Source organism: Pseudomonas sp. KH_017 (assembly GCF_057840285.1).
On record NZ_CM174509.1, the window covers coordinates 4,866,172 to 4,891,963 of the forward strand.

Below are 25,792 nucleotides of genomic sequence, written 5' to 3' on the forward strand. Positions count from 1 at the left end.
AAGAGGTTGGTGCTGACGCTAGAGAATTACCTTGGCGAACCGCAATTGAGCAATCCGCTCAGCACTCAACCCCAACTCCCCCAACACCTGATCCGTATGCTGCCCCAGCGCCACGCCAATATGCCGAGGCTCAGGCAAACCTTGCGAAAACTTCAGCGGGCACGCCATCTGCGCCTGGGTCGAGCCATCGCCACGGGGCACGTCGGTCACCAACTCCCGCGCCTGCAACTGCGGATGACACAGCGCTTCTCCCAGACTCAACACCGGCTCGACACAAGCATCCAGTTCGGCGAACAGCGCGCGCAAATCGGCGAAGTCATGCTTTTCGAATTCGACCCTCAGCGCGTCTTTAAGCTGTTTCTGATGCGCCGGATGCGGTGACAGGCCGAGGCTGGCCAATTCCTCCAGCCCCAACGCCGTACACAACTGTTTCATGAAGGCCGGTTCCAGGCTGCCCACCGACAGCCAGCGCCCATCCCGGGAGCGGTAGTAATCGTAGAAGCTGCCGCCGTTGAGCACCTGGTTTTCCGGACCCGGCTCGACGCCACAGGCCAGATACCCGGCACCCGCCATCGCATTGAGGCTGAACGCGCAGTCGGTCATGCTCACATCCAGGTGCTGGCCCTGACCGGTTTGCTGCCGGGCAATGACCGCCGCCAGCAAGCCAATCACCCCGTGCAGCGAACCACCGGCGACATCCGCCACCTGCATGCCCAACGGCAGCGGCCCACTGTCGGTTCGGCCGGTGTAACTCGCCAGCCCGGACAGGGCCAGGTAGTTGATGTCATGGCCGGCGCGGTCCTTGTAGGGGCCGGTCTGGCCGTAGCCGGTGATCGACACATAAATCAATTTCGGATTGATCGCCTTCAGGGCTTCGTAACCCAGGCCCAGACGTTCCATGACGCCCGGGCGGAACTGCTCGAGCACAACGTCGTAATCCTGCAGCAACGACCGGATCACCTCCAGCGCCTCAGGTTGCTTGAGGTCCAGGGCCAGGCTGCGCTTGTTACGGTTGAGGTAGGCATGACTGGCTGACACGCCTTGATCGTGGGGCGGCAATACCCGCAGCAGATCCATGCGCGTCGGTGATTCGATGCGCAGCACCTCGGCGCCCATGTCCGCCAGAAGCAACGAGGCGAACGGCCCCGGCAGCAGTGTCGAGAAATCCAGAACCTTGAGTGATGCCAGTGGACCGAGCATGAGCGTTCTCCCTATACGATGCCCCCAGACTAGGCAGCCGATCGCTTTGCAGCAATCACCTTATACGCCACGTGCAGTGACCGTTACGCTCAATCGCCGGGCATGAAAAAACCCGCCGAAGCGGGTTTTTCATTACAACAAGGCTTACTTGGCGTTAGCCGGGGCTACCTCTTCGACGTGGCCCAAAACATCGTCTTTAGGCTCGTCGGCAATGCCGCGACCGCCCGAGGCCAGCTCCGCTTGCAGCACGTCGGTATCCAGCTCCTTGACCCACTTGGCCACGACGACAGTGGCAACGGCGTTGCCGATCAGGTTGGTCAAGGCACGGGCTTCAGACATGAAGCGGTCGATGCCGAGGATCAACGCCAGGCCGGCAACCGGCAGGTGGCCGACGGCGGACAGGGTCGCAGCCAGTACGATGAAACCCGAACCGGTCACACCGGCGGCGCCTTTGGAGGACAGCAGCAACACCACCAGCAGGGTGATCTGGTGCGTGATGTCCATGGGCGTATCGGTGGCCTGGGCAATGAACACCGCGGCCATGGTCAGGTAGATGGCGGTACCGTCGAGGTTGAACGAGTAGCCGGTCGGGATCACCAGACCCACGACAGATTTCTGCGCGCCCAGACGCTCCATCTTGATCAGCATGCGTGGCAGTACCGATTCCGAAGAAGAAGTACCCAGCACGATCAGCAGTTCCTCACGGATGTAGCGGATCACTTTCAGCACGCTGAAGCCGTGCAGACGGGCGATGGAGCCCAGCACGATCAGGATGAACAGCAGGCAAGTGATGTAGAAGCACGCCATCAACTGACCCAGCTGTACCAGCGAGCCGACACCGTAGGCGCCGATGGTGAACGCCATGGCACCGAAGGCACCGATTGGCGCGAGCTTCATGATCATGTTGATGATGTTGAACATCACGTGGGCGAAGCGATCGATGAAGTCCAGCAGCGGCTTGCCGTAGGCGCCCAGGCGATGCAGGGCGAAACCGAAGATCACCGAGAACATCAGCACTTGGAGGATGTCACCGGTGGCGAAGGCGCCGACGATGGTGCTCGGGATCACGTTCAGCAGGAAGCCGACGACGCTTTGGTCAGCGCCGGCCGCCACATAAGCGGCAACCTTGGAGGCATCAAGGGTAGCGACGTCGATGTGCATGCCATTGCCCGGCTGCACGATGTTGACCACGACCAGACCGACCAGCAGGGCGATGGTCGAAACGATCTCGAAGTACAGCAGTGCGTAGCCGCCGGTCTTGCCGACCGATTTCATGTTCTGCATGCCGGCGATACCGCTGACGACGGTACAGAAGATGATTGGGGCGATGATCATTTTGATCAGTTTGATGAACCCGTCACCCAATGGTTTAACGGCCACACCGAGCTGTGGATAGTAGTGACCGAGCGCGATACCGATGACAATTGCAACGATCACCTGGAAATACAGGGATTTGTACAGTGGCTGACGAGTCGTCATTGCAAAGTTCCTCAAGGGTGCCCGGTAACAACATCCATCTGTTGCCCGCAACACCGCAATTGCGAACCCTCCTGCACTGGAGGGATTTGTTTTTTCGAGCTGCGCAACGGCAGGCATCTGCTCGTTGTATCGCAAGGCCCGTGCCACCTTCCATAAAATCCCTGCTAGCCTTTTGATATCTGGGGTTGCAGCGAACTCCTTGTCACCGAACGGCTACAAGCATGTGGCGGATTTCCGCCCTTCCATTAAAAGTCGTCCTGCTATTTGGCGGATATCCGCCCTGTTCATGCCCGCGGTGCGCAGCTAACATCCGTCGATCAACGGTCGGATCTGCTGCCATGCGCGAACGCACCATCGCCAGTCATTTCGCCCGCGCCGCCCTGGGTGGTGCGCGTCGGCACGGCTACGACTATTCGAGCCTGCTACAGCAACTGGGAATCAGCCCCGAGTTGCTGGACGAGCCCCGGGCACGCATCGCTCCGGAGCAATTCACCCAACTGATCCAGGCGTTATGGCTGGCACTGGACGACGAGTACCTGGGGTTCGGGCAAGCCCCAAGCAGGCCGGGCAGCTTCGCGATGATGTGCCATGCCGTGATTCACTGTCGCAACCTGGATAAGGCACTCAATCGCGGCTTATTGTTTTACAGCCTATTCCCCGGGGCTCCGCGTTTGACCCTGAGCCGCGAAGATGAATGGGTGCGCCTGAGCCTGGACGACTCGCAACTCTGGGACCCGGATCATTTCCTCAGCGAAAGCCTGCTGGTGATCTGGCACCGTTTCGGCAGTTGGTTGATCGGCCAGCGCATTCGCCTGGAACAGGCCACGTTCAGCTACCCCCGGCCCGAACACGGCGCCGAGTACGACCTGCTGTTTTCCTGTCCGCTTGAGTTTTCCAGGCCCCAGAGCAGCTTGTTGTTTCACAGCCGCTACCTGACCATGCCGCTGTTGCAGGATGAACGCACCCTCAAGCATTTCCTCGAGCGCTCCCCCGCCGACCTGCTCTCGCGCCCGGACGATGGCGACAGTTTGAGCAGTCGGCTGCGGCGCTTGCTCAGTCGCGACAGCTCACGCTGGCCCGACCTGGAAGCCGTGGCCGCGCACCTGCACATCAGCCCGCAGACCTTGCGCCGGCATTTGCGGGAAGAGGGTTCGAGCTTTCAGGAATTGAAGGACCAGTTGCGCCGGGACATCGCGATTTATCACCTGAGTCGCGCTGACCTGTCGTTGCAACAGATCGCCGAGCAGCTGGGGTTTTCCGAGCCGTCGGCGTTTCACCGGGCGTTCAAGAAGTGGACGGGGCTGACGCCGGGGGCTTATCGGGCGCAGGAGAGCTGAGTTTCAGCACCCGCGTTGCGCAGTGATCACTGGCACCCTTGCGAACACACTCGAAAATACCCCGTCCAGGTTTTGCGAACGCTTACTCTAAAGGCGGGATGATGAGTGACAAGCCAGGGTAAATTTTATCTGGATGATCCAGCACCGACCTGTTCGCATTAAAGATCAGTGGGTACTTGGCGGCATCACCATAAAACTCTCTGGCAATCTTGGACAATGTATCGCCCCTTACAACCACATACATATTCAACTGACTGACCGGCGGAATCGCCAGTGTGGCCGGTGATTCGAAATCCACATCGCCCAGCCGGTTTATCTGTTCGATGAACCGGCCAAGATTATTGGCCGTGGTCGCGTGTATGTCATGCATGAGCACAATGGAGTTCTTTCTGTTCCTTATTTGCTCAACACCATGGGATACCCAGCCTCCCGGTTGGTAGTTGCTGTTCCAGTCCAGGGTATCCACGCTCCAGAGAACCTGCCGGTACCCCAACTCGGCGACAGTGCGATCGACCAGCGCATCGTGAGCGCCATAAGGCGGCCTCATGATCAGGTCCGGCTGCTGGTAGGGAGCCAGTGCCTGCTCCGTCATTTTGATCTGATCGATGATCGTGTCCTTGTCCTGGCCGACCAGCCTTAGATGATCGTAAGTGTGATTGCCGATCCGGTGCCCTTCGCCCAGGATGCGCTTGATACGCTCGCCATGCCTGGCAACCAGATTGCCAACAATAAAAAACGTTGCCTTGATATCAAACAGCGCCAGTGTTTCGAGCACGGTTTCGGTCTGGGTTTGCCGAGGACCGTCGTCAAACGTCAGCCAAACTTTCTTCCTTTCCATTTTTATCTCCTTTGGTGGCTTGTAACGCTTCAGCCCCTATCCACTCATGCACCAACACAGGCTCTGCGTGTGCATGTCGTCAATAAGGCGAGGCTTATTACCTGCCAGCAAACGGCTGAACGCCAACAAAACATTGTTGCCGGTCGTTTAACGCTTGATGCCTGTAGCGGCCCGAAAAGACCGCTATCAAATACCCGTTCAAAGCGCCGGAAAATGAATCCGGAACGCCGCTCCGCCCATCGGCGAATCGCCCAGGGTCAGCTTGGCGCTGTAGCTCTCGATGATGTCCTTGACCACCGCCAGGCCGATGCCCTGCCCCGGGTGCTGGCGGTCCAGGCGCTCTCCGCGCTCGAGAATCCGTGAGCGCTGATCCTGTGGTACGCCGGGGCCGTCGTCCTCGACACACAACTCGGTGCCGCTGAGGGTTTCACGCACACTGATGCGTATTTCGCCCAGGCACAGGCGATAGGCGTTTTCCAGCAGGTTGCCCATCATCTCCAACAGAGCGCCCTGTTCGATCGGAACGTAGCACGGGTCGGGCAGGTCGAACGCGACGTGCACGCGCTTGTCGCGATAGACCTTGTCCAGCGTGTCGCACAGACTTTTCAGCACTGGCCGCAAGTGCACCTGATGACGTACCAGGCCGCTTTTTCGCAGGCTGGCACGCTGCAACTGGTAGCTGATCTGCTGGCTCATGCGTTCGATCTGGGTTTGCAGCACCCAGGCCTGATCGCGATCCTCGGGACGCTGGGCCAGGTCTTCACTGACGCCTTGCAACACCGCCAGGGGCGTTTTCAGACTATGGGCCAGGTCATCAAGGGAATCACGGTAGCGACTGCGCTGCTCACGCTCACTGTGCAGCAAACGGTTGAGAGAGCCGGTCAGACGCAGCAATTCCCGGGGATGTTCCTCACTGAGGCTTTCGCGGGTGCCACCTTCGATCTGGTCCAGTTCCTGGCTCAAACGCCGTAATGCCTGCAAGCCCCAGGTCAGGCCGATCCACAGCAACGCCAGCAGCACCAGCAGTGCCGCGCCAAAACCCAGATAGAGATTTTCCCGCAGGCCTTCGAGGGTCACCTCGTACTCGCGAACCGGCTGCAACGCCACGATGCTGAAGGCTGCGCTTTTGCCGCCGAGCAACTTGACCTCGACGTCGTAGACGAAGAACTCCTGGCCATTGGCTTCGCGGATCCGCGCAAACTCGTTGCCACGCCCGTCGTAGCGCGGCTTGTAATTGATGCGTTCTTCCTGGGTCGCCTTCGAACGCCAGACCAGATGCCCTTCACGGTCATAGATGTAGCCGAGCAATCGGCTATCGGTGAGGTTGAAGCGTTCGTCGGGCAATTGCGCCGGCATCTGCAGGCTGTTGTTCTCCACTCGGGCGGCAGAGATCAGCGTGGTCACGTCGGATGCCAGACGCTGTTCGATGGAGTCCTGCAGCGCCAGGCTGAAGGCACCCTGCATCGCCGGCAGCAACGCCAGCATGAACAACACCGCCAACAGCGTGGCGGCGAGCATCAAGCGAATGCGCAGCGAACGGATCAAGTGCAACGCTCATTGAACAGGTAGCCCAGGCCGCGCACGGTGTCGATCGGCTTGAACCCGCCCGGCGCCTCCAGTTTGCGGCGCAGACGGCCGACCAGCACCTCGATCACATTCGGATCACGCTCGCCGTCATCCGGGTAGAGCTGTTCCATCAAGCGGTCCTTGGGTACCACTTGCTGATGGTGACGCATCAGGTATTCGAGAATGCGGTACTCATACGCAGTCAGCGCCAGCGGCTGTTCGTCGAGGGACGCCTGCTTGCGGTTCAGGTCCAGCAGCAAGGGACCGGCAACGATGGTCGACTGGGTGAAACCACTGGAGCGGCGCAGCAAGGCATTCAGGCGGGCCTCCAGCTCTTCGAACTGAAACGGCTTGACCACGTAATCGTCGGCACCGGCGGCCAGGCCTTCGACCTTGTCCTGCCAGTTGCCGCGCGCGGTGAGGATCAGGATCGGGAAGCTCTTGCCACTTGAGCGCAACTGGCGGATCAGGTCGAGCCCGCTCATGCCCGGCAGACCGAGGTCGATCACCGCCAGGTCAAAGTTGAACTGTGCGGTCTGGTACAGCGCCTCCTCGGCGTTGGCCACGGACTCGACCACGTGGCCGCTCTCCGTCAGGCGGGTTTGCAGGTGATGACGCAGCAGCGCTTCATCTTCGACAACCAGCAGTTTCATAACGCTCTCCCGGGCAAATCAACATCTCCAGAGGCACAACGTCGCACCTCAATAGCTAACATGGCAACGCCGGATCAGTCACTCGGGCTGATCCGGCGCAGGCCGCTCACGAAACGCTTGTCAGAAAGCGTAGTTCGCGGACAGGTAAGTCTGGGCGCTGCTGGTCAGGTCCAGCGAACCCTGCTTGCTGCCGCCGCGTTCACTCATCTCGGTACTGGCGTTGCTGCGCAGGTAACGGTAACCCAGTTCAACCGAGGTGTTCTGCGAAACCTGTTGCAGCACACCCACCTGGCCGCCGATGGCGTAGCCGATATCGCTGTCGCGGCTGAAGCCTGGCGACTCCTGAGTCATTTTGGTCAGGCCGGCTGTGGCGCCACCGAACAGCCTGGTGCTGCCGCCTACCGGGTAGAACAGATCGTAGCTGCCCAGGAGGTTTTCCTGACGCAGCTTAATGCCGTTGTGCGAGCCCGACACATTGTCGTAAGTGGCGTAGTAGCGGCCCTTGGTGTTTTGCTGGCCCAGACGAACACCCCATGTAGTGTCCTTGCCGATCACGCTATCGGCGTTCGGGTGATTGAGGTTGTCGTTCAAGGCGTGGGATTTTTTGACCTTGTCGCTGGTCTGTCCAAGAGTAAGGCTGGCGAAGTTATCGTCGGACGCGAAAGCCGCAGTGCTTGCGCCCAGAATCGTGAATGCCAGAAGCAGTTTTTTGAATCCAGTCATTGGGAAGTTTCCTCATGTGCCGTTTGCTTTTTGGGTACGGGGCAAGGTTACGCACCGCGCCCTGAACTCCCCCTGAACACACTCTGAACCTGGGCTGAACCGACCCGCCCTGAATATTTCGACACGTTTCAACAGGAAATCCGACCATGCAATGGACAAGGTCGGCGCCGACCACCCATTCGTCAGAAGCTTTGCACTACCCAGCCTCAAGCCAACCCGGCAAAATGCCAGATATGAATCCAACCCCCGCCCTGCCCGTCTGCTGCACGCCCCTCGATGACCATTGGCCGCTGCCGTTTGTGCTGCCCGATACGGTCCTGTTGAGTACTCACTTCGATAGCGCCCGACTGGCCAGCGATGACTTTCAGCGCAGCGCTGTCGAAGCGCCGGCGAGCATTCAGCGCTCTGTCGCCAAACGGCAGGCGGAGTTTCTCGCTGGGCGAGTGTGTGCCCGGGCCGCGTTACAGCAGCTCGAAGGATTGAGCTTCATTCCGGCCATCGGTGAAGATCGGGCACCGGTCTGGCCTGCTCATATCACTGGCTCGATCACCCACAGCACTGGTCGGGCCGCGGCGATCGTGGCGAACAAAAGCCATTGGCGCGGCTTGGGCATGGACCTGGAAAACCTGCTCAATGCCGAACGGGCCGAACGCCTGGCCGGGGAAATCCTCAATCCGCCGGAGCTACGTCGCCTGGCGGCCGGTGATCACGATCAACGGGCGTTGCTGGTCACCCTGACGTTCTCGGTCAAGGAAAGCCTGTTCAAGGCGCTCTATCCGATCGTTCGGCGCCGTTTTTATTTCGAACACGCCGAAGTGCTGGAATGGAGTGAGTCGGGTGAGGTGCGGTTGCGATTGCTTACTGATTTGTCCAGGGAATGGCGCAATGGCACCGAGCTGGATGCGCAGTTCGGGGTCAAGGATGGGCAGTTGTTGAGTCTGGTCAGCATCAGGGCCTGAAGTTTTTTGGCGCATGACCGGGCCTCTTCGCGAGCAAGTCGAATCGTCGCACCGCCGCTCCCACACTGGATCTTCATTGAACACACTATTTATGAACATCACAGATCAAAAGTGGGAGCGGCGATGCGGCGATCCGACTTGCTCGCGACGGCGGGTCATCATTCAGCGCATTTCTCAACGCTTCTCCTGATTGCGCGGCCAGCTCAGACTGAAGCACGCCCCGCCCAGGCTCTTGCTCTTGCCGATCAACGCGCGCCCGCCATGCCAATGGATGATGCGGCGCACAATGGACAGGCCTAACCCATGGCCTCCAGATGCACGGGTGCGGCTGTCGTCGAGACGCAGGAACGGCGTAAAGATCTTCTCCCACGCCGACTCCGGTACGCCCGGCCCGTCATCCTCGATATCCACCCGGCATCGCTGCTGCCCCACCTGATAGCTGATGGTCACCCGTGATTGCGCGTGGCGCATGGCATTAGTCACCAGGTTCTGGATCGCCCGATGCAGATAGCGCGGTTCAGCCTCGACCCAGGCGTCGTCGTTATCGGCAGCTGACAGGCACAACCCGCGTTGCACCGTGACGTCGGCGCGCAACGGCGCCAGTTCTTCGATCACCTGGTCGACCAAGGCATCCAGATCGATCCGCTGAAAGTTCAGCGCCGGCGAGCCCTGCTCCAACCGCGCGTAGGTCAGCATCTCGTCCACCAGCCGGTCGAGGTCCTCGATGTCGTGGTCCATGCCCTGGCAGTATTTTTCCAGGGCTTGCGGCGTAGTGGCCGAGCCAATCATCTCCAGGCCAAAGCGCAGGCGCGCCACCGGCGTGCGCAATTCGTGGGACACCGCGCGCACCAGTTCACGCTGGATCGCCAGCAACTGCTGCAAGTGTTCGGCCATGCCGTTGAACGCCGAAGCCAGCCGCCCCACCGAGTCCGCGCCTCGCGCCGGCACGCGGGTTTCCAGGCTGCCCTTGGCGATGCGCGTGGCGGCGGCCTCCAGGCCACGCAAGCGTCGCTCGAGCTGACGCACCAACAGATAGACGATCAAACCGATCAGCGTCAGGCCCAGCGCGGCGATCAGCACCAGCCATTCCGGCGGATAAGGATTCATCTGATACAACGGGCCGATTTCCAGGACCCACGGCGTGCCGACCATGCCGGCAAATACCCGGATCGAGTCGCCCCCCTTGCCCAGCGCCATCACGGTGTCACCCTCGGACACCCGGCGGCTCTGGTCTTCGTCCATGTCCGCCTGGTCGACCGTGACCAGCCGCAGGTCAAAGCCGAAGCCCTTGCTTTCCTTCAATTGCGCCAGGCGCAAGGGCTGGTCGGCGACCGGGGTGCGCACCAGTTCATCGGTCAACAGGTAGATGGTGGCCCGGGCCAGTTGCTCGCTGATCTGCTGCACTTCCCCGGTGAGCATCAACTGCTCCTTGTCGCTGACCAGCTTGTAGACCTTCGCCGCGTGCGGCCCGGTCTGTTCCACCAATGCCTGGCCGCGCAACACACGGGTGCGCTGGGTCAGGTCGAGGTCAGTCTCGGCAAAGGTTTTCAGCGCCAGCGGAATCCCCAGCAGCCGCTCCCACACCAGCAAGGCCCGGTGGCGCTCGGTCTGGTTCATCGGTTGCAGGTTGTCGGCCATCAGCGAAAACGTGCCGTGAGCCAGGCGCTCGCGGTATTGCTCGCTGCGCACCTCATTGAGCAGGTGCAACGCCAGCACACCGAGCACCGCCACCAGAATCAGCGCGGCGCACATGCCGCCATAGATACGCAGGAAGATCGAGTTCACAGGGATGGGTCTACGCAAGCCTCGGGAACGAACAGATAGCCCTTGCTGCGCACGGTCTTGATCAGCCGTGGATGCTCCGGGTCATCGCCGATCTTCGGGCGGATGCGCGAGATGCGCACATCGATGGAGCGGTCCTGACCGTCATAGCCGATGCCCCGCAGCGCGGTGAAGATCTCCTCCCGGGAGAGGATGCGCCCGGCATTGGCCACCAATAGCCAGAGCAGGTCGAATTCGGCGCTGGTCAGCTCGATGCCGTTGCCCTGCAACCAGGCTTCGCGCAAGGCGTTGTCGACGATCAGCGGGCCGAACTGCAGGCGCCGCTGTTTTTCCGGGGCAACTTCGGGTGTTTCACTGCGACGCAGCAGTGCCTGGATACGCGCCAGCAGCAGGCGCGGGCGTACCGGTTTGCACACATAGTCGTCAGCCCCCAGGTCCAGGCCGAGAATCTGGTCAGTGTCATCGGTGCGGGCGGTGAGCATCAGGATCGGGCCGTCATAGCGGGCGCGGACCTTGCGGCAAATGCTCAGGCCATCTTCACCGGGGAGCATCAGGTCGAGGATCACCAGGTCCGGTTGTTCCTTGATGATGCGATTCGCAGCGAGCGCACCATCCCCTTCGATCGATACACGCAGGCCATTGGCTTCCAGGTAATCTCGGGTCAGTTCGGCCAGTCGCTGGTCGTCCTCCACAATCAATACCTGCCAGGCTTCTTGCTCCACGGGTGACCTCTGCTTGCCAAAAACACCAATAAGGAAGGATCCGCCCGTCTTTTTGTAATGATTCGGGGGGATAAAAATGTATACACGCTGGGCCGATTGTATAAACGTCGCTCGTCGAGAACACAAGCGGGTAAATGCGTTCGGACAACAGGGTTTTTTGTGATAGGGTTCGCGCCCTTAAAAATCCGCCCGGCCGTTTTCGATCGTTGAAAATCGCTGAAAAAAGGTCCGGTCCAGCAAGGTCGCGGCCTACACGCCGGTTCCCTCTTTCACACACAATTTACGCACAGGTTTATCCACAGGCAGTACGTTGCAATCGCCCCCCAAAACGCATTATCTTGTAGCCCGGCGCTAAAAAAACCCTAGATGTAGGGTTTTGCGTAAAAAACCAAACACAAACCAGACACCAATTTCAAGCGCTTTTATTGCCTCTGTCCGGTTGAACCATACGTATTTTCGAAAGACCAAACCGCGCATGCGGATGGCTACTGTGTTTCGGCCCCGAGTGGTGAAAACGGTACGGGTGTTGCAGTCCCAACTGTCACCTGCAAAGGACCAAGGTTTCAGGCCCAAGGCGTGAGACCAAAGACTTCGGCATGGAAGCGGCGCTCGATAAAGCCCCCTTCCTACTGTCCCGAAGTTGTTATGCCCGGCGCTCGCCGGTTGTAGTGCTTCAGGACGGAACGGTGGGCACCGTGATGGTGCCCAAACAAACATAGAGAATGTGGAGACACTCCCCCATGCAAACCGACACAACTCGCGAGAACCCGCAGGGCACCTTGCCGCAGGCCGCTGATTCGAATTCGGATCTGTCCGCCACCGCGCCTGGCCAACTGCGCGTGATCAAGCGTAACGGCACTGTCGTTCCCTACACCGATGACAAAATCACCGTCGCCATCACCAAAGCGTTCCTCGCAGTTGAAGGCGGCACCGCTGCTGCCTCGTCGCGAATCCACGACACCGTTGCCCGCCTGACCGAACAGGTCACCGCGACCTTCAAGCGTCGCATGCCATCGGGCGGCACCATCCACATCGAAGAAATCCAGGACCAGGTCGAACTGGCCCTGATGCGTGCCGGCGAGCAGAAAGTTGCGCGCGACTACGTGATCTACCGTGACGGTCGTTCGAAAGAACGCGCTGCCCACGCACCGGCCGAAGAAGCGGTCAATGCTCACCCGTCGATCCGCATCACCCGTGCCGACGGCAGCCTGGCGCCGCTGGACATGGGCCGCCTGAACACCATCGTCACCGAAGCGTGCGAAGGCCTGGAAGAAGTCGACGGCGACCTGATCCAGCGCGAAACCCTGAAAAACCTGTACGACGGCGTGGCCCTGACCGACGTCAACACCGCACTGGTGATGACCGCGCGTACCCTGGTTGAGCGTGAGCCGAACTACTCGTTCGTGACCGCCCGCCTGCTGATGGACACCCTGCGTGCCGAAGGCCTGGGCTTCCTGGGCGTGGCCGAAAGCGCCACTCACCACGAAATGGTCGACCTGTACGCCAAGGCACTGCCGGCCTACATCGCCAAAGGTATCGAGTTCGAACTGCTGAACCCTGTGCTGGCCTCCTTCGACCTGGAAAAACTGGGCAAGGCGATCAACCACGAGCGCGATCAGCAATTCACCTACCTGGGCCTGCAAACCCTGTACGACCGTTACTTCATCCACAAGGACGGTATCCGCTTCGAACTGCCGCAGATCTTCTTCATGCGCGTGGCCATGGGCCTGGCGATCGAAGAGAAGCAAAAAGAAGACCGCGCCATCGAGTTCTACAACCTGCTGTCGTCCTTCGACTACATGGCTTCGACCCCGACCCTGTTCAACGCCGGTACCCTGCGTCCACAGCTGTCGAGCTGCTACCTGACCACCGTGCCGGATGACCTGTCGGGCATCTACCACGCGATCCACGACAACGCCATGTTGTCGAAATTCGCTGGCGGCCTGGGCAACGACTGGACTCCGGTGCGTGCGCTGGGTTCGTACATCAAGGGCACCAACGGCAAGTCGCAAGGCGTGGTTCCGTTCCTCAAAGTAGTGAACGACACCGCTGTAGCCGTTAACCAGGGTGGCAAGCGCAAAGGCGCTGTGTGTGCCTACCTGGAAACCTGGCACATGGACATCGAAGAGTTCATCGAACTGCGCAAGAACACCGGTGATGACCGTCGTCGTACCCACGACATGAACACTGCCAACTGGATCCCTGACCTGTTCATGAAGCGCGTCTTCGATGACGGCAAGTGGACCCTGTTCTCGCCATCCGAAGTACCGGACCTGCACGACCTGACCGGCAAGGCCTTCGAAGAGCGCTACGAGTACTACGAAGCCCTGACCGAGTACCCGGGCAAGGTCAAGCTGTTCAAGACCATCCAGGCCAAAGACCTGTGGCGCAAGATGTTGTCCATGCTGTTCGAAACCGGCCACCCATGGCTGACCTTCAAGGACCCGTGCAACCTGCGCAGCCCGCAGCAACACGTGGGCGTGGTCCACAGCTCGAACCTGTGCACCGAGATCACCTTGAACACCAACAAGGACGAGATCGCCGTTTGCAACCTGGGTTCGATCAACCTGCCGAACCACATCGTCGACGGCAAGCTGGACACCGCCAAGCTGCAACGCACCGTGAACACCGCCGTGCGCATGCTCGATAACGTGATCGACATCAACTACTACTCGGTGCCGCAAGCGAAGAACTCCAACTTCAAGCACCGTCCGGTCGGCCTGGGCATCATGGGCTTCCAGGACGCTTTGTACCTGCAGCACATCCCTTACGGCTCCGACGCTGCCGTCGAGTTCGCCGACAAGTCGATGGAAGCGGTCAGCTACTACGCGATCCAGGCTTCCTGCGACCTGGCCGACGAGCGCGGCGCCTACGAGACGTTCCAGGGTTCGCTGTGGTCCAAAGGCATCCTGCCGCTGGATTCGCAACAGATCCTGATCGAGTCCCGTGGCCAGAAGTACATCGATGTCGACCTGAACGAATCCCTGGACTGGGCACCGGTTCGCGCCCGTGTACAGAAAGGCATCCGTAACTCCAACATCATGGCCATCGCACCGACCGCGACCATCGCCAACATCACTGGCGTATCGCAGTCGATCGAACCGACCTACCAGAACCTGTATGTGAAATCGAACCTGTCGGGCGAATTCACCGTGATCAACCCGTACCTGGTTCGCGACCTGAAGGCTCGCGGTCTGTGGGATTCGGTCATGATCAACGACCTGAAGTACTACGACGGTTCGGTGCAGCAGATCGAGCGCATCCCGCAAGAACTCAAGGAGCTCTACGCGACGGCCTTCGAAGTGGACACCAAGTGGATCGTCGACGCGGCAAGCCGTCGTCAGAAGTGGATCGACCAGGCTCAGTCGCTGAACCTGTACATCGCTGGCGCTTCGGGCAAGAAGCTGGACGTGACCTACCGCATGGCCTGGTACCGTGGCCTGAAAACCACTTACTACCTCCGTGCCCTGGCTGCGACCAGCACCGAGAAGTCGACCATCAACACCGGCAAGCTGAACGCTGTTTCCAGCGGCGGCAACCACGGTGACGACTCGGTCCTGGCAGCGCCTGCCGGTCCTGCTCCAGTGCCGAAGGCTTGCGCCATCGACGAGCCGGATTGCGAAGCTTGCCAATAAGCTGAGCCGGTAAGCGCTGCAAGGCGCTTACTCGAAACCCCCGATCAGCCTCTGGCGGGTCGGGGGTTTTCTTTTGCCTCGAGGAAATGGGTGACTGATCTGACGCTTTCGCGAGCAAGCCCGCTCCCACAGGGGACCGAGTTTTTCCAGATAAACACGATCAACTGTGGGAGCGGGCTTGCCCGCGAAGAGGCCATCACCTCCAACACAAAACCTCAGGGCACAAAAAAGCCCCTCTGATGAGGGGCTCCTTGCACAGCACTTTCCAGCATCAGGTCATCTGAATGATGGTCTGCATGATGGTGCTCTGGGTGGAGATGGTCTTGGCGTTCGCCTGGTAGTTGCTCTGCGCCTTGATCAGGTCGACCAGTTCATTGGTCAGGTTGACGTTGGACTCTTCCAGGGAGTTGGAAACGATCGAACCCAGGGTGCCGGTCTCCGGTGCATCGTAGCCCGGGATGCCCGACGCGTAGGTTTCTTTCCAGCTGGTGCCGCCTACCGGTTGCAGGCCTTGCTCGTTGGTGAAGCTGGCCAGGGAAATCTGGCCGATCGGCTTGGTCTGGTTGTTGCTGAAGTTGGCCAGCAGCACACCGCTGCCGTCGATGGTCAGGTTGGTGATCTGGCCCGTGGCGTAACCGTTCTGCGCCGGGATCGAACGCGCGGTGTCGGCGTTGAACTGGGTGGTGCTGGCCATGGCGATGGTCAAACCTGCTGGATCGGCTGCCGCGCCGTTGGCTGTCCAGACGCCATTGGTGACACTGCCCGGGGTCCAGTTGGTGATTTTCAGGTCACTGCTGATTACTGAAGTCGGTGGCGTGGTTGGCGGTGTCACGGGTGTGCTGACCGAAGTCAGTTTGCCGGTGGAATCGAACGACATGGTCGAAGCAACCGGCGCGGTAACGGTAGGATCACTGCCATCCGGATTGCGGCCATCGATCAGCGTGTAGGTGTCCCACGTGTTCGCTCCAGTCTTGACCATGTATTGATCCATGGTGTGCTGGTTACCCTGAGTATCGAAGATCGGGGTACTGAACGACTTGGTAAAGGTCTCGGTCTTGGACGGGTCGAACTTGTTCGCCGCCACTGCCTGGTCGATCACCGCCGAGGTGGAGTTCAGGTTGATCGTCGACGACACGGTGCTGGTGGATTTCGGCGCCAGGTTGGAGGTGTCGATCCGCAGGTCGGTCAGCACGCCATTGACGATCTTGCCGTTGGCATCCACACCGTAACCTTGCAGGCGGGCAGTGCCGTCGCTGTTGGTGACGTAGCCTTCCTTGTCGGTCTTGAACGTACCGGCACGGGTGTAGGTCAGCGAACCGTTGTTGCTCAGGACGAAGAAGCCGTTGCCCTGGATACCCATGTCGAGCACGTTGCCGGTGTTGCTCACGTCACCCTGGCCGAACTGCTGGGAAACGTTGGCCAGGCGCACGCCGTTGCCGACGGTCTTGCTGCCGGTGCCCAGGCGGGTCGCCGAGTACACGTCTTCGAATTCTGCGCGGGACGATTTGAAACCGGTGGTCGCGACGTTGGCGATGTTGTTGCCGGTCACGTCCAGTTGTTTATTGGCTGCATAGAGACCGCTAAGGCCGATATTGAAAGACATCATCCACTCCTTTGTGCCGTGTTAGTCGGCTCTACATACCAATGGTTTGTACTTTGGACAGGGCAACGCTGCCCAGCCCGGCCAGATTGAGCATCAACTCACCGCCGGTCTGGCTGATGGTCACGCTGTTGACGGTGGCGGGCAGGTTGGTGATCAACGCGACGGACTGGCCATCGATCGTGCTCGTGGCGCCGAAGGTGTAGGTGCCCGCAGGTACCGTCTCACCCGCATCGTTCTTGCCGTCCCAGATGAAGCTGGCGTTGCCGGCCTTCTGCGAACCGAGGTCGATGGTGCGCACGGTCTTGCCGTCGGCGTCGGTGATCTTCAGGGTGGCGGACGCCACCGAAGACGGAACCACCACCGTGCCGCTGAGGCTCTTGGTGGTATCGACCACGGCCTTGTCGCCCGGCGCGATGACCGAACGGCCCACCAGCGACGACGCCTGCAAGGCCTGGGACGAGTTGTAGTTGCTGGCCAGGCCGCTCACGGTGCTGTTGAGCGTGGTGATGCCTTCCAGGCTGCTGAACTGCGCCAACTGGGCCACGAACGCGCCATTGTCCTGGGGCTCCAGTGGGTTCTGGTTTTTCAGCTGGGTCACCAGCAACTGCAGGAACGCATCCTTGCCCAGCGCCTGATTGCCCGCGGCGCTGCCGGTTGCCGACGCGAGGCCGTCAGTCGTGGTGTTGGTCTTGATCGAGGAGTTGGCCAGGATATCGTTGAGGCTCAAACCACTGGTGGAATCGGTAACACTCATCTGAGTCGCCCCTTATCACTGACCGAGGGTCAGGACCTTCTGCATCATGGTTTTGGCGGTGTTCATCATTTCGGCGTTGGTCTGGAACGAACGGCTCGCGGAAATCATGTCGGCCATTTCCTCCACCACGTTGACGTTCGGGTAGTAGACATAACCCTTGGCATCGGCCGCCGGATGGTTCGGCTCGTAGCGCGCCTCGAGATTGCTCTGGTCTTCGACCACACCCAGCACCTGCACGCCTTGGCCAGCGGCATCCTGGCTCTGGAACAACGAGTCGCTGCCGCCGCTCTGGCCGCCCTGGAACATGGTGGCGAATACCGGGTGGCGCGCGCGGTAGGTCTGGTCGATGCTCGACGAGACCGTCTCGGCGTTGGCGATGTTCGAAGCGACGGTGTTCAAGCGCGTGGTCTGCGCACTCATGCCGCTACCGGCAATGTTGAAAACACTGGATAGAGACATGGCTTACTCTCCGCGCAGGGCTGACACCAGCCCTTTGAATTTGCTGTTGAGCAGGGTGAAGCTGGCCTGGAAGCCGATCGCGTTTTCCGCGTAGTTCGACTGTTCCAGCTGAGCGTCCACGGTGTTCTGGTCGATCGACGGTTGCATCGGCGTGCGATACAGCAACGACTCGTCGCCATTGCCCAGGCCTTCAGCTTCAATATGACGGCTGTTGGTCATGTTCAAGGCGAAGGTGCCGCTTTTGGTTTTCTCGTTCTGCTCGGCGAGCACTTTCGAGAAGTCCAGGTCCCGAGCCTTGTAGTTCGGGGTATCGGCGTTGGCGATGTTGTTGGCCAGGACTTCGGCGCGCTGGGCGCGGAAGCCCAGGGCTTGTTCGTGGATACCGAGCGCTTTATCGAAGCTGATGCTCATGTCGGGAAACCTTCGGGTGACCTGATTTTTCGTAGGATCAACTTAGCAAGCCCCATGCCAATTCAAAAAAGCCCGGAAACCGGGGCTTTGCCGGCCATGGCAACGCGGCAATGCCAGAAAAGCGGCAACGGTTTTCCGCCGGATGCCGCTTTTCTGCCGCTTGGCACTCATCTCACCAACGCCACCGAACAACTGTGGGAGCGGGCTTGCTCGCGAAAGCGGTGTGTCAGAAAAACAAATACTGGCTGACAAGACGCTTTCGCGAGCAAGCCCGCTCCCACAGGGGTAGGTGGTGCCTGTGAGAAAGCAGCAGGCAAAAAGAAACGGGAGCCCCAGAGGACTCCCGTTTTTGACAACACCAACAAAATCACTTCGCCTGGTAAATGATCCCCGGGCTGCACTGGACCATCTGGTAATGATCCGGCAAACCGTTCAACGCTTCGGAAGCACCGAGGAACAGGTAACCGCCCGGCTTCAACGTGCTGTGGATACGCAACAGGATGTCCTTCTTCACCTCGGCGGAGAAGTAGATCAACACGTTGCGGCAGAACACGATGTCGAACTTGCCGAGGCTCGCGTAGCTGTCCAGCAGGTTGAAGGAACGGAATTCCACCCGGCTCTTGATCGGCGCCTTGATCGCCCAGCGCCCCGGCCCTTTCGGGTCGAAATAACGCTGCAGGCGCTCGGGTGACAAACCGCGACCGATGGCCAGGCTGTCGTACTCGCCGGTCTTGCAGTTGTTCAGCATGGTGCCGGACAGGTCGGTGGCAACAATCTGCACACCCATCCTCAGCTGACCCAGGTTGACCCGCTCGAACTCGTCGATGGACATCGACAGCGAATACGGCTCCTGGCCCGACGAGCACGCCGCCGACCAGATGCGCAGGCGCTGGCCGGGACTGGCCTTGATCGCTTCGGGCAGCACCTTGTTCTTCAAGACTTCAAACGGGTAGGTGTCACGAAACCACAGGGTTTCGTTGGTGGTCATGGCATCCACCACCTGCTCGCGCAAACCGCTACGCGGCTGGGTCTGCATACGCTGAACCAACTCACCCAAAGACTTGATGCCTTGCTGTTCCATCAGTTTGTTGAGACGGCTGGAGACCAAGTACTGCTTGTTTTCACCGAGCAAAATGCCGCAGGCTTTTTCCAGGAATACCCGGAACTGTTCGAAATCCAAATTACCCGTAGACAATGATGCCGCCTCTTAAATCGTGTTGACTGCCAGGGGTGCGAACCCCTAGCTGATATCTGCTGCTTTGATCCGGTCGACTACCCGGGATGCAAGGTCATCAGGACGGAACTTGGCCAGGAAGTCATCGGCACCGACCTTCTTGACCATCGCCTGATTGAATACCCCCGACAACGAAGTGTGCAGGATGATATGAAGCTTTTGCATGCGCGGGTCGTTGCGGATTTCCGCCGTCAGGGTGTACCCGTCCATCTCTGGCATCTCGATGTCGGAGATCATCATCAGGAACTCTTCTTCCGGCTTCTTGCCCTCGTCGACCAGTTTGCGCAGGTAGTCCAGCGCTTGCCGACCGTCATTCAACGCCACCACTTCGACGCCGACCGTTTGCAGGCAACGCGTGACCTGCTTGCGCGCCACCGATGAGTCGTCGACCGTCAGCACGCGCAATGAAAGCGCCTTGTGCTGGGTTTCGACATCCACCACACCCACGGAAATCGCCTCCGGCGTCGGTGCCACTTCCGCCAGCACCTTCTCGACGTCGATGATCTCGACCAACTGATTGTCGACCCGCGTCACCGCCGTCAGGTAGTGATCGCGCCCGGTGCCCTTGGGCGGCGGATGGATCTCCTCCCAGTTCATGTTGACGATGCGCTCCACCGAGCGGACCAGGAAACCCTGAGTCTTGGTGTTGTACTCCGTGATGATCACGAAGGGGTTGTTCTTGTCCTTCAACGCACCGGAGCCGGTCGCCATCGCCAGATCAAGGATCGGAATGGTCGCCCCCCGGATGTTCGCCACGCCGCACACGACAGGACTGGACTTGGGCATCAGCGTCAGTTTGGGGCATTGCAGCACCTCCCGAACCTTGAACACGTTGATCCCATACAGTTGCTGGCCGTCGAGACGGAACAACAACAGCTCAAGGCGATTCTGCCCCACCAGTTGCGTGCGCTGGTTTACCGAATCCATTACACCAGCCATGCCCAGACTCCTACACCAACGCCAAGTGTTGTTGCGACGCGCCTTCATCACTAAACGGCACGGCGCTTGCTTTTTTAATCGTTATGAACACAGAACCGACATTTTTCCGACGCCTGACCACACCCTGCCAAAAATTGCTCGGCGTGCTGGCGGCTGTTTGCCTGTTCAACGCTGGCAGCCTTGCCCTTGCTGACGCGGTTACCTTGCCTGACATGCTTATCGGCGTCACTCAGGGCTTTCTTGAATTCACCGTAGAAGACTATCTGGCTACCAGCCAAACGGAAGGTCGCTACGAGATCCAGGTCAACCCGCTCGATCCGCGCATGCACATGCCCATGTGCGACAAGGAATTGACAGCAACGCTTGAGAGTCCCAAGCCGCTGGGACGGGTTACGGTCAAGGTTCGCTGCGAGGGCGCTTCCCCCTGGACAGTCTTCGTACCCGCTCAAGTCCGCCTGTTTCGCGATGTCGTCACCAGCGCCCGGCCACTGCGCCGCGCCGCCATTGTCGAGCCTGGGGATGTGGTCCTGCGCGAGCGCGATATCAGCCTCACCAGCCAGGGCTACCTGACCTCCCTCGATCAGGCGATCGGGCAACGACTGACCCGACCAATGGTCGCCGACCAGGTGATTACCCTGGTGCATATCGAACAGGCCGAGGTCATCCGCAAGGGTGATCAGGTGGTGATTACCGCCCGCAGCGGTACGCTCAGCGTGCGCATGCCGGGCGAAGCGCTGTCAAACGGCAGCTTGAGCGAACAGATCCGGGTGAAAAACCTCAACTCCCAGCGAGTCATCAAGGCGCAGGTCATGGCGCCGGGGCAGGTGGAAGTGTCCATGTAAGGCGCTCAGCTCATCAGAATGTGGCGCTTGCCGCGGCTGTTCCCTAGACTGTGTTCCATGCACGGCAAGCGCTGGCGCGCGCAAGGTTCATTGATAAATGGGCCTAAAGTTTTCCAGGGAATGGCCGAAACCATGGCAAGCGTCCAAATTCCCAGAGGTTTTTATCATGGTCATCGATTTCAGCCGTTTGAACAGCTCCTCGTCCCTTACGGGCAGTACACGTACCAGCGCCAGCAAGGAAAGCGCCGAGGCCGGCAAATCCGCGCCGCTGGAGTCCGCGGCCGAACAGGCCGGTACCGTCAAAAGCGGGGAATCGGTACATCTCAGCAATGAGGCTCAACAGTTGCAGAAGGTCACTGACAAGCTGCGCGATCAGCCTGCCGTCGACAACGCCCGCGTGGCCGAGTTGAAAGCAGCGATTGCCGATGGCAGCTATAAAGTCGACAGCAACCGTGTAGCCAGCAAACTGCTCAACTTCGAAGCCCAGCGCTAGGCCACCGCCGGCGCCAGGCTTTTGGACGCTTAAAACCCAAGGCCAGCCATGCACGACACTCATCTACTGCAACTGATCACCGACGACTTCGCCCCGGCGCAACACCTGCTGGAGTTACTGCAGACCGAATCCCTCGCATTGCATGGCCGCGACATGCCATTGCTCGAGAACATCCTGGCGCAGAAACAGGCATTGGTCGTTTTGCTCGAACAGCATGGCCGCAAGCGCAGTGAAATCCTCGCCAGCCTCAACCTGCCGACCAACCGCGGCGGTCTGGAGCAACTGGCCGGCCAGTCGAGCATTGGCGAGCAGTTGCTGGCGCAAAGTGACGTGCTGACCGATCTCCTGGCCCAGTGCCAGGCCATCAACGCCAACAACGGCCAGTCGATCCTCACTCAGCAGGCAGCTACGGCCACCCAGCTGAAAATCCTCACCGGCGGTGAAACCCCGGCGCTTTACGATGCCAGCGGAACATTCTCCAAGCTTGCCAAGCCGCGCCCGCTCAGTCAGGCATGAGCCGGTCAATGCCCCCGCTCTATCAAGACGCGCAACATACTGGCAAACTGCCAGACTGCCGTAGTCAAATTTTGTCTGGAGATTGATTAACCGTGTCCAATGCCTTATCCGTGGATGATGCTCCGCAGCCACCCAAGGTGCTCTCCACGCCCTTGGAAATCTCCAGCAACCTGCGCCAGCTGCTCGAAAGCCATGACCCGCTGATCATCACGTTCCACGAGCGCAGCCAGCGCTTCCAGAGCTATCTGGTGGACCTGGACCGTGACAGCAACATGATTGCCCTGGACGAAATGATCCCCCGTGATGGCGAGCGCTACCTGCTGGCGGGCGAGCCGTTCAGGGTCGAAGGCTTCCACGAAGGCGTACGCATTGCCTGGGAAAGCAACGGCCGGTTGAATATCGACGAATCCGCTGGCAGCCGCTGCTATCGCGGCGCCCTGCCCGATGAAGTGGTGTACCACCAGCGCCGCAATGCGTTCCGCGCCGCGCTGAAACTGGCACAACTGGTCAACGTCAACCTCGACGGCGAAAAGCTCAAGGCTCCCATCAGCGGCAAGCTGCTGGATATTTCCGCTACCGGCTGCAAACTGCGCTTCGACGGCGACATCACTGGCAGCCTGCAACTGGGTCAGGTTTACGACCGCTTCAACGCCGAACTGCCCTTTGGCAAGATGACCGCGCCGGTCGAGTTGCGTTATCTGCACTTCGAAGAAAAGATCTCCACCACCTTCGCCGGCGTTCGCTTCCACAACATGAGCGGGCTGGTGCAGCGTCAGGTCGAGCGCTTCGTCTATCAGTTGCAACGCGAAGCACGTCGCTTCGACAAAGACGACATCTGATAGAGCGTCAACAAAAAACGGGCAGTCCCTTGCGGTGACTGCCCGTTTTTTTGTGCCCCGGTTTTAAGGCCTGGCCTCGGTAAAGCTTTGCTCGCGCCCCGAATCAGGGTCTTCTGGCGGTTGATCGGTTTCTGATTCGGATTCAGGTTCGGCTGGCGGTTCCGGATTCACCGGGTTGCACATCTGATCCTGCACCACCTGCTCATCAACACGCGGGTCGAGGCAGGCCACCAGTGGCGAACTCGTCATATTGTCCGGCATGGCCACGTGATGCAGCGGTGCGTCATCGACCTGATGCAGGTTGGTCACCGCTTTCGGGCGAATCCGCCACACCAGTACCAACGCAAAGAAGCTGAAAAACGCGTAGAGCATCTGGCTGCCGAACAGCTTCATCAGCACGCCTGCCACCAGCGGTCCGATACTCGCGCCAACACCATAGGTCACCAGCAACATCGCCGTCAGGGACACCCGGCGATCGCCTTCGACATGGTCGTTGGAGAACGCCACTGCCAATGGATACAGGCAGAACTGCACCAGCGAACAGACAAATCCGGCGATAAACAGAATCTCCAACGGCACCTGCGGCATGATCGCCAGCGGCAGTGCAGCCAGGGCCAGGCTGAATGCAAAACTGCGGATCAACACGGCCCGGTCGTAGCGATCGGACAACCAGCCCAATGGCCACTGCACCAGCAGCCCGGCAAAAATGCAGCTACCCATGAACAGACCGACCTGCTCCGTGGACAACCCTTGCTGCGAGGCATACAGCGGTGCCAGACCGTAGAACGAACCGACGATCAGGCCCGCCCCGAGCACCGTGCTCAATGACTGTGGCACGCGCTTGATAAAGAACCGTGGCTCCATCGGTGCCGGATGCAAGGGTGCCGGGTGGATCCGCCGCGTCAGGGCCACGGGCACCAGACACAGGGCGAAACACAGGGCGACCAGCATCAGCAGCTCCAGCCCCAGCGCCGGATGCATGACCAGAATCAGTTGCCCCATCACCAGGCCCAGGTAGGAGGCGATCATGTAACCGCTGAATACCAACCCGCGCTGCGTGGCCTCGGCCTGTTCGTTCAGCCAGCTCTCGATCACCATGTACTGGCACATCATGCCGAGGCCGACGATCACCCGCAGGAACAGCCAGGCCGGCAACCAATCGGTCAGGCCATGACCCAACACCGCCGCGCCGACAATCCCGGCACAGGCCGAGTAGGCCCGGATATGCCCGACCCGGGCAATCAACCGGTGACCGATCTTGCCCCCCAGCACCAGGCCGAAATAGTTGGCGGCCATCAAAGCACCGACCCACAGGCTGTCGACATGGTCGGCCGCCAGGCGCAGGCCCAGGTAAGTACTCAACAGGCCCGAGCCGATCAACATCATCAGCGAGGCGAAATACAGCGCTCGAAAGGATTTCCAGATTTGGCGCAACGAGCGGCTCCTTGCAGTGAGAATCGGCTACCGCTAAACGATAGCCGGATGTCGACGGATCGTCAGGCCTGGGTCGCTAAAACACGACGCTCCCAGGGCGTAATTTCATCATGGAAACTGCTCAGCTCCAGGGTCTTCGAAGCGATGTAGCCTTCGATGAATTCCGCGCCGAACAGTTCCTTGGCCAACTGGCTACGTTTCAGACGCTCAAGTGCCGCATGCAAGGTACACGGCAACGAAAGATTGTCCGGCACTTCGAACTCACCCTGGGTCGGCGCACTCGGTTCCAGTGCGTTCTCGATACCATGCAAGCCCGCCGCCAGGCTTGCGGCAATCGCCAGATACGGATTGGCATCGGCCCCCGGCAAGCGGTTCTCGACCCGACGGGCCACCGGCAAACTGGCCGGAATGCGCAGGCCGGCCGCCCGGTTGTCGTGGGACCAGCAGGCATTATTCGGTGAGGCGTAAGGGTGGCACAAGCGCTGATAGGAATTCACGTTCGGCGCAAACAACGCGGTGAAGTCGGCCATGCAAACTTGCTGACCGGCAATGAAGTGGCGGAACGTCGGCGTCTCCTGCCCCGCTTCATCACTGAACACGTTACGCCCCGAATCGATCTCCACCACACTTTGGTGAATATGCATCGAACTGCCCGGCGTATGCGGCAACGGCTTGGCCATGCACACCACGCTCAGGCCGTGCTTGAGGGCCACTTCCTTGAGCAAGTGCTTGAACAGGAACGTCTGGTCGGCCAGCACCAACGGATCACCGTGCAGCAGATTGATCTCGAACTGGCTGACGCCCATTTCGTGCATGAAGGTATCGCGAGGCAACCCCAACGCCGCCATGCACTCGTAGACTTCATTGAAGAACGGCCGCAAGCCGTTATTGGAACTGACGCTGAACGCCGACTGACCGTCTTCGCGGCGACCGTCCAGCCCCAACGGCGGCTGGAACGACTGAGTCGGGTCGGTGTTAGGCGCAAAAACGAAGAACTCAAGCTCGGTCGCCACCACGGGCGCCAGGCCGCGGGCCGCGTAACGGGCAATCACGGCCTTGAGCTGACCACGGGTCGACAGGCTGGAGCTGGTGGTGGTGCCCAGTTCATTCGCGTCGCAAATGGCCAAGCCCCGCGGTGGATGGCTCCAGGGCAAGCGGTGGATTTGTGCAGGGTCCGGGATCAACGCGAGGTCGCCGTCATCGCTGCCGTAAAAACGCGCTGGCGGGTATCCGCCCATGATGCATTGCAGCAGCACGCCCCGCGCCATCTGCAAGCGTCGACCGTCGAGAAAGCCCTCGCAGGTCATCACTTTGCCCCGTGGAACGCCATTCAAATCCGGCGTGACACACTCAACTTCATCAATGCCCGTCAAT

23 protein-coding genes are annotated in these 25,792 nt (G+C 60.0%); 7 read left to right on the forward strand and 16 right to left on the reverse strand.

Annotated features, from left to right (window positions below):
- Nucleotides 1–18: 18 nt before the first annotated feature.
- Both AC3IT6_RS22100 and AC3IT6_RS22105 read right to left on the reverse strand, forming a co-directional pair.
- Nucleotides 19–1,200 carry a CaiB/BaiF CoA transferase family protein gene (locus AC3IT6_RS22100; RefSeq protein WP_489352782.1) on the reverse strand — a complete coding sequence of 394 codons (1,182 nt, stop codon included), beginning with the start codon at nt 1,198–1,200 and terminating at the stop codon, nt 19–21.
- A gap of 144 nt (nt 1,201–1,344) precedes the next feature.
- Nucleotides 1,345–2,679, reverse strand: a complete 1,335-nt coding sequence (locus AC3IT6_RS22105; RefSeq protein ID WP_489352784.1) for a dicarboxylate/amino acid:cation symporter — start codon at nt 2,677–2,679, stop codon at nt 1,345–1,347.
- A gap of 338 nt (nt 2,680–3,017) precedes the next feature.
- Between AC3IT6_RS22105 and AC3IT6_RS22110 the strand changes: the two genes are divergently transcribed.
- The gene (locus AC3IT6_RS22110; RefSeq protein WP_489352786.1) at nt 3,018–4,016 is read left to right on the forward strand and encodes an AraC family transcriptional regulator; all 999 of its coding nucleotides are present in this window, start codon (nt 3,018–3,020) and stop codon (nt 4,014–4,016) included.
- Between the two features lie 82 nt (nt 4,017–4,098).
- Here the strand turns inward: AC3IT6_RS22110 and AC3IT6_RS22115 are convergent, their stop codons facing one another.
- The 4 genes from AC3IT6_RS22115 to AC3IT6_RS22130 all read right to left on the reverse strand — a co-directional run bounded on the left by AC3IT6_RS22115 (nt 4,099) and on the right by AC3IT6_RS22130 (nt 7,796).
- Complete coding sequence (locus AC3IT6_RS22115) at nt 4,099–4,854, reverse strand: polysaccharide deacetylase family protein (RefSeq protein WP_489352788.1); 756 nt, start codon at nt 4,852–4,854, stop codon at nt 4,099–4,101.
- A gap of 198 nt (nt 4,855–5,052) precedes the next feature.
- A complete protein-coding gene (locus AC3IT6_RS22120; protein WP_150726111.1) occupies nt 5,053–6,399 on the reverse strand; it encodes an ATP-binding protein in 1,347 nt (448 codons plus the stop codon).
- Nucleotides 6,396–7,073 carry a response regulator gene (locus AC3IT6_RS22125; RefSeq protein ID WP_489352791.1) on the reverse strand — a complete coding sequence of 226 codons (678 nt, stop codon included), beginning with the start codon at nt 7,071–7,073 and terminating at the stop codon, nt 6,396–6,398. Before AC3IT6_RS22125 ends, AC3IT6_RS22120 begins: the two co-directional genes overlap by 4 nt.
- 120 nt (nt 7,074–7,193) lie before the next feature.
- Nucleotides 7,194–7,796, reverse strand: a complete 603-nt coding sequence (locus AC3IT6_RS22130) for a hypothetical protein (protein WP_489352793.1) — start codon at nt 7,794–7,796, stop codon at nt 7,194–7,196.
- A gap of 233 nt (nt 7,797–8,029) precedes the next feature.
- Here AC3IT6_RS22130 and AC3IT6_RS22135 point away from each other — a divergent pair, with 233 nt between their 5' ends.
- The gene (locus AC3IT6_RS22135) at nt 8,030–8,755 is read left to right on the forward strand and encodes a 4'-phosphopantetheinyl transferase family protein (RefSeq protein ID WP_489352795.1); all 726 of its coding nucleotides are present in this window, start codon (nt 8,030–8,032) and stop codon (nt 8,753–8,755) included.
- Nucleotides 8,756–8,929: 174 nt separating this feature from the next.
- On the opposite strand, the gene AC3IT6_RS22140 is transcribed toward AC3IT6_RS22135, so the two are convergent.
- Together AC3IT6_RS22140 and AC3IT6_RS22145 are read right to left on the reverse strand one after the other, a co-directional pair.
- Nucleotides 8,930–10,540, reverse strand: a complete 1,611-nt coding sequence (locus tag AC3IT6_RS22140) for an ATP-binding protein (RefSeq protein ID WP_223446608.1) — start codon at nt 10,538–10,540, stop codon at nt 8,930–8,932.
- Nucleotides 10,537–11,259, reverse strand: coding sequence for a response regulator (locus AC3IT6_RS22145; protein WP_150714827.1), 723 nt, complete (start codon nt 11,257–11,259; stop codon nt 10,537–10,539). The genes AC3IT6_RS22140 and AC3IT6_RS22145 overlap by 4 nt, the downstream gene beginning before the upstream one ends.
- Nucleotides 11,260–11,999: 740 nt before the next feature.
- Here AC3IT6_RS22145 and AC3IT6_RS22150 point away from each other — a divergent pair.
- A complete protein-coding gene (locus tag AC3IT6_RS22150; protein ID WP_489352798.1) occupies nt 12,000–14,894 on the forward strand; it encodes a ribonucleoside-diphosphate reductase subunit alpha in 2,895 nt (964 codons plus the stop codon).
- Nucleotides 14,895–15,165: 271 nt separating this feature from the next.
- On the opposite strand, the gene flgE is transcribed toward AC3IT6_RS22150, so the two are convergent.
- From flgE to AC3IT6_RS22180, 6 genes are all read right to left on the reverse strand, one after another.
- On the reverse strand, nt 15,166–16,497 hold the full coding sequence (gene flgE / locus AC3IT6_RS22155; protein ID WP_489352800.1) for a flagellar hook protein FlgE: 1,332 nt from the start codon (nt 16,495–16,497) through the stop codon (nt 15,166–15,168).
- Between the two features lie 31 nt (nt 16,498–16,528).
- On the reverse strand, nt 16,529–17,251 hold the full coding sequence (flgD, locus tag AC3IT6_RS22160; protein WP_489352802.1) for a flagellar hook assembly protein FlgD: 723 nt from the start codon (nt 17,249–17,251) through the stop codon (nt 16,529–16,531).
- 15 nt (nt 17,252–17,266) lie between these two features.
- Nucleotides 17,267–17,710: a flagellar basal body rod protein FlgC gene (gene flgC, locus AC3IT6_RS22165; protein ID WP_007980123.1), complete on the reverse strand. Its 444-nt coding sequence runs from the start codon at nt 17,708–17,710 to the stop codon at nt 17,267–17,269.
- A gap of 3 nt (nt 17,711–17,713) precedes the next feature.
- Nucleotides 17,714–18,121: a flagellar basal body rod protein FlgB gene (gene flgB / locus AC3IT6_RS22170; RefSeq protein ID WP_008051530.1), complete on the reverse strand. Its 408-nt coding sequence runs from the start codon at nt 18,119–18,121 to the stop codon at nt 17,714–17,716.
- A 367-nt stretch (nt 18,122–18,488) separates the two neighbouring features.
- Nucleotides 18,489–19,316, reverse strand: coding sequence for a protein-glutamate O-methyltransferase CheR (cheR, locus tag AC3IT6_RS22175; RefSeq protein ID WP_007994597.1), 828 nt, complete (start codon nt 19,314–19,316; stop codon nt 18,489–18,491).
- Between the two features lie 45 nt (nt 19,317–19,361).
- Nucleotides 19,362–20,294 carry a chemotaxis protein CheV gene (locus tag AC3IT6_RS22180; protein ID WP_007980130.1) on the reverse strand — a complete coding sequence of 311 codons (933 nt, stop codon included), beginning with the start codon at nt 20,292–20,294 and terminating at the stop codon, nt 19,362–19,364.
- An 83-nt stretch (nt 20,295–20,377) separates the two neighbouring features.
- Between AC3IT6_RS22180 and flgA the strand changes: the two genes are divergently transcribed.
- The 4 genes from flgA (at nt 20,378) to AC3IT6_RS22200 (ending at nt 22,984) form a co-directional block, all read left to right on the forward strand.
- Nucleotides 20,378–21,136 (forward strand): flagellar basal body P-ring formation chaperone FlgA, encoded by a 759-nt coding sequence (gene flgA / locus AC3IT6_RS22185; protein ID WP_489352805.1) that lies wholly within the window; start codon nt 20,378–20,380, stop codon nt 21,134–21,136.
- 166 nt (nt 21,137–21,302) lie between these two features.
- Complete coding sequence (gene flgM, locus AC3IT6_RS22190; RefSeq protein WP_056728065.1) at nt 21,303–21,629, forward strand: flagellar biosynthesis anti-sigma factor FlgM; 327 nt, start codon at nt 21,303–21,305, stop codon at nt 21,627–21,629.
- Nucleotides 21,630–21,677: 48 nt separating this feature from the next.
- Nucleotides 21,678–22,145, forward strand: coding sequence for a flagella synthesis protein FlgN (locus AC3IT6_RS22195; RefSeq protein ID WP_150726097.1), 468 nt, complete (start codon nt 21,678–21,680; stop codon nt 22,143–22,145).
- 92 nt (nt 22,146–22,237) lie between these two features.
- On the forward strand, nt 22,238–22,984 hold the full coding sequence (locus AC3IT6_RS22200) for a flagellar brake protein (RefSeq protein WP_489352808.1): 747 nt from the start codon (nt 22,238–22,240) through the stop codon (nt 22,982–22,984).
- Nucleotides 22,985–23,047: 63 nt separating this feature from the next.
- Here the strand turns inward: AC3IT6_RS22200 and AC3IT6_RS22205 are convergent, their stop codons facing one another.
- A complete protein-coding gene (locus tag AC3IT6_RS22205) occupies nt 23,048–24,418 on the reverse strand; it encodes an MFS transporter (protein WP_489352810.1) in 1,371 nt (456 codons plus the stop codon).
- Nucleotides 24,419–24,480: 62 nt separating this feature from the next.
- Nucleotides 24,481–25,725 carry a glutamine synthetase family protein gene (locus AC3IT6_RS22210; protein WP_489356646.1) on the reverse strand — a complete coding sequence of 415 codons (1,245 nt, stop codon included), beginning with the start codon at nt 25,723–25,725 and terminating at the stop codon, nt 24,481–24,483.
- Between the last annotated feature and the right edge of the window lie 67 nt (nt 25,726–25,792).

Bases quoted from the DNA above. Each gene is read 5' to 3' on its own strand.
- AC3IT6_RS22130 (WP_489352793.1), bottom strand. From the start codon at position 7,796: ATGACTGGATTCAAAAAACTGCTTCTGGCATTCACGATTCTGGGCGCA.
- flgE (WP_489352800.1), bottom strand. From the start codon at position 16,497: ATGTCTTTCAATATCGGCCTTAGCGGTCTCTATGCAGCCAATAAACAA.
- AC3IT6_RS22195 (WP_150726097.1), top strand. From the start codon at position 21,678: ATGCACGACACTCATCTACTGCAACTGATCACCGACGACTTCGCCCCG.
- AC3IT6_RS22150 (WP_489352798.1), top strand. From the start codon at position 12,000: ATGCAAACCGACACAACTCGCGAGAACCCGCAGGGCACCTTGCCGCAG.
- AC3IT6_RS22125 (WP_489352791.1), bottom strand. From the start codon at position 7,073: ATGAAACTGCTGGTTGTCGAAGATGAAGCGCTGCTGCGTCATCACCTG.
- flgA (WP_489352805.1), top strand. From the start codon at position 20,378: ATGAACACAGAACCGACATTTTTCCGACGCCTGACCACACCCTGCCAA.
- AC3IT6_RS22110 (WP_489352786.1), top strand. From the start codon at position 3,018: ATGCGCGAACGCACCATCGCCAGTCATTTCGCCCGCGCCGCCCTGGGT.
- AC3IT6_RS22100 (WP_489352782.1), bottom strand. From the start codon at position 1,200: ATGCTCGGTCCACTGGCATCACTCAAGGTTCTGGATTTCTCGACACTG.
- AC3IT6_RS22105 (WP_489352784.1), bottom strand. From the start codon at position 2,679: ATGACGACTCGTCAGCCACTGTACAAATCCCTGTATTTCCAGGTGATC.
- flgB (WP_008051530.1), bottom strand. From the start codon at position 18,121: ATGAGCATCAGCTTCGATAAAGCGCTCGGTATCCACGAACAAGCCCTG.
- flgC (WP_007980123.1), bottom strand. From the start codon at position 17,710: ATGTCTCTATCCAGTGTTTTCAACATTGCCGGTAGCGGCATGAGTGCG.
- flgM (WP_056728065.1), top strand. From the start codon at position 21,303: ATGGTCATCGATTTCAGCCGTTTGAACAGCTCCTCGTCCCTTACGGGC.
- AC3IT6_RS22115 (WP_489352788.1), bottom strand. From the start codon at position 4,854: ATGGAAAGGAAGAAAGTTTGGCTGACGTTTGACGACGGTCCTCGGCAA.
- flgD (WP_489352802.1), bottom strand. From the start codon at position 17,251: ATGAGTGTTACCGATTCCACCAGTGGTTTGAGCCTCAACGATATCCTG.
- AC3IT6_RS22180 (WP_007980130.1), bottom strand. From the start codon at position 20,294: ATGGCTGGTGTAATGGATTCGGTAAACCAGCGCACGCAACTGGTGGGG.
- AC3IT6_RS22135 (WP_489352795.1), top strand. From the start codon at position 8,030: ATGAATCCAACCCCCGCCCTGCCCGTCTGCTGCACGCCCCTCGATGAC.
- AC3IT6_RS22210 (WP_489356646.1), bottom strand. From the start codon at position 25,725: ATGACCTGCGAGGGCTTTCTCGACGGTCGACGCTTGCAGATGGCGCGG.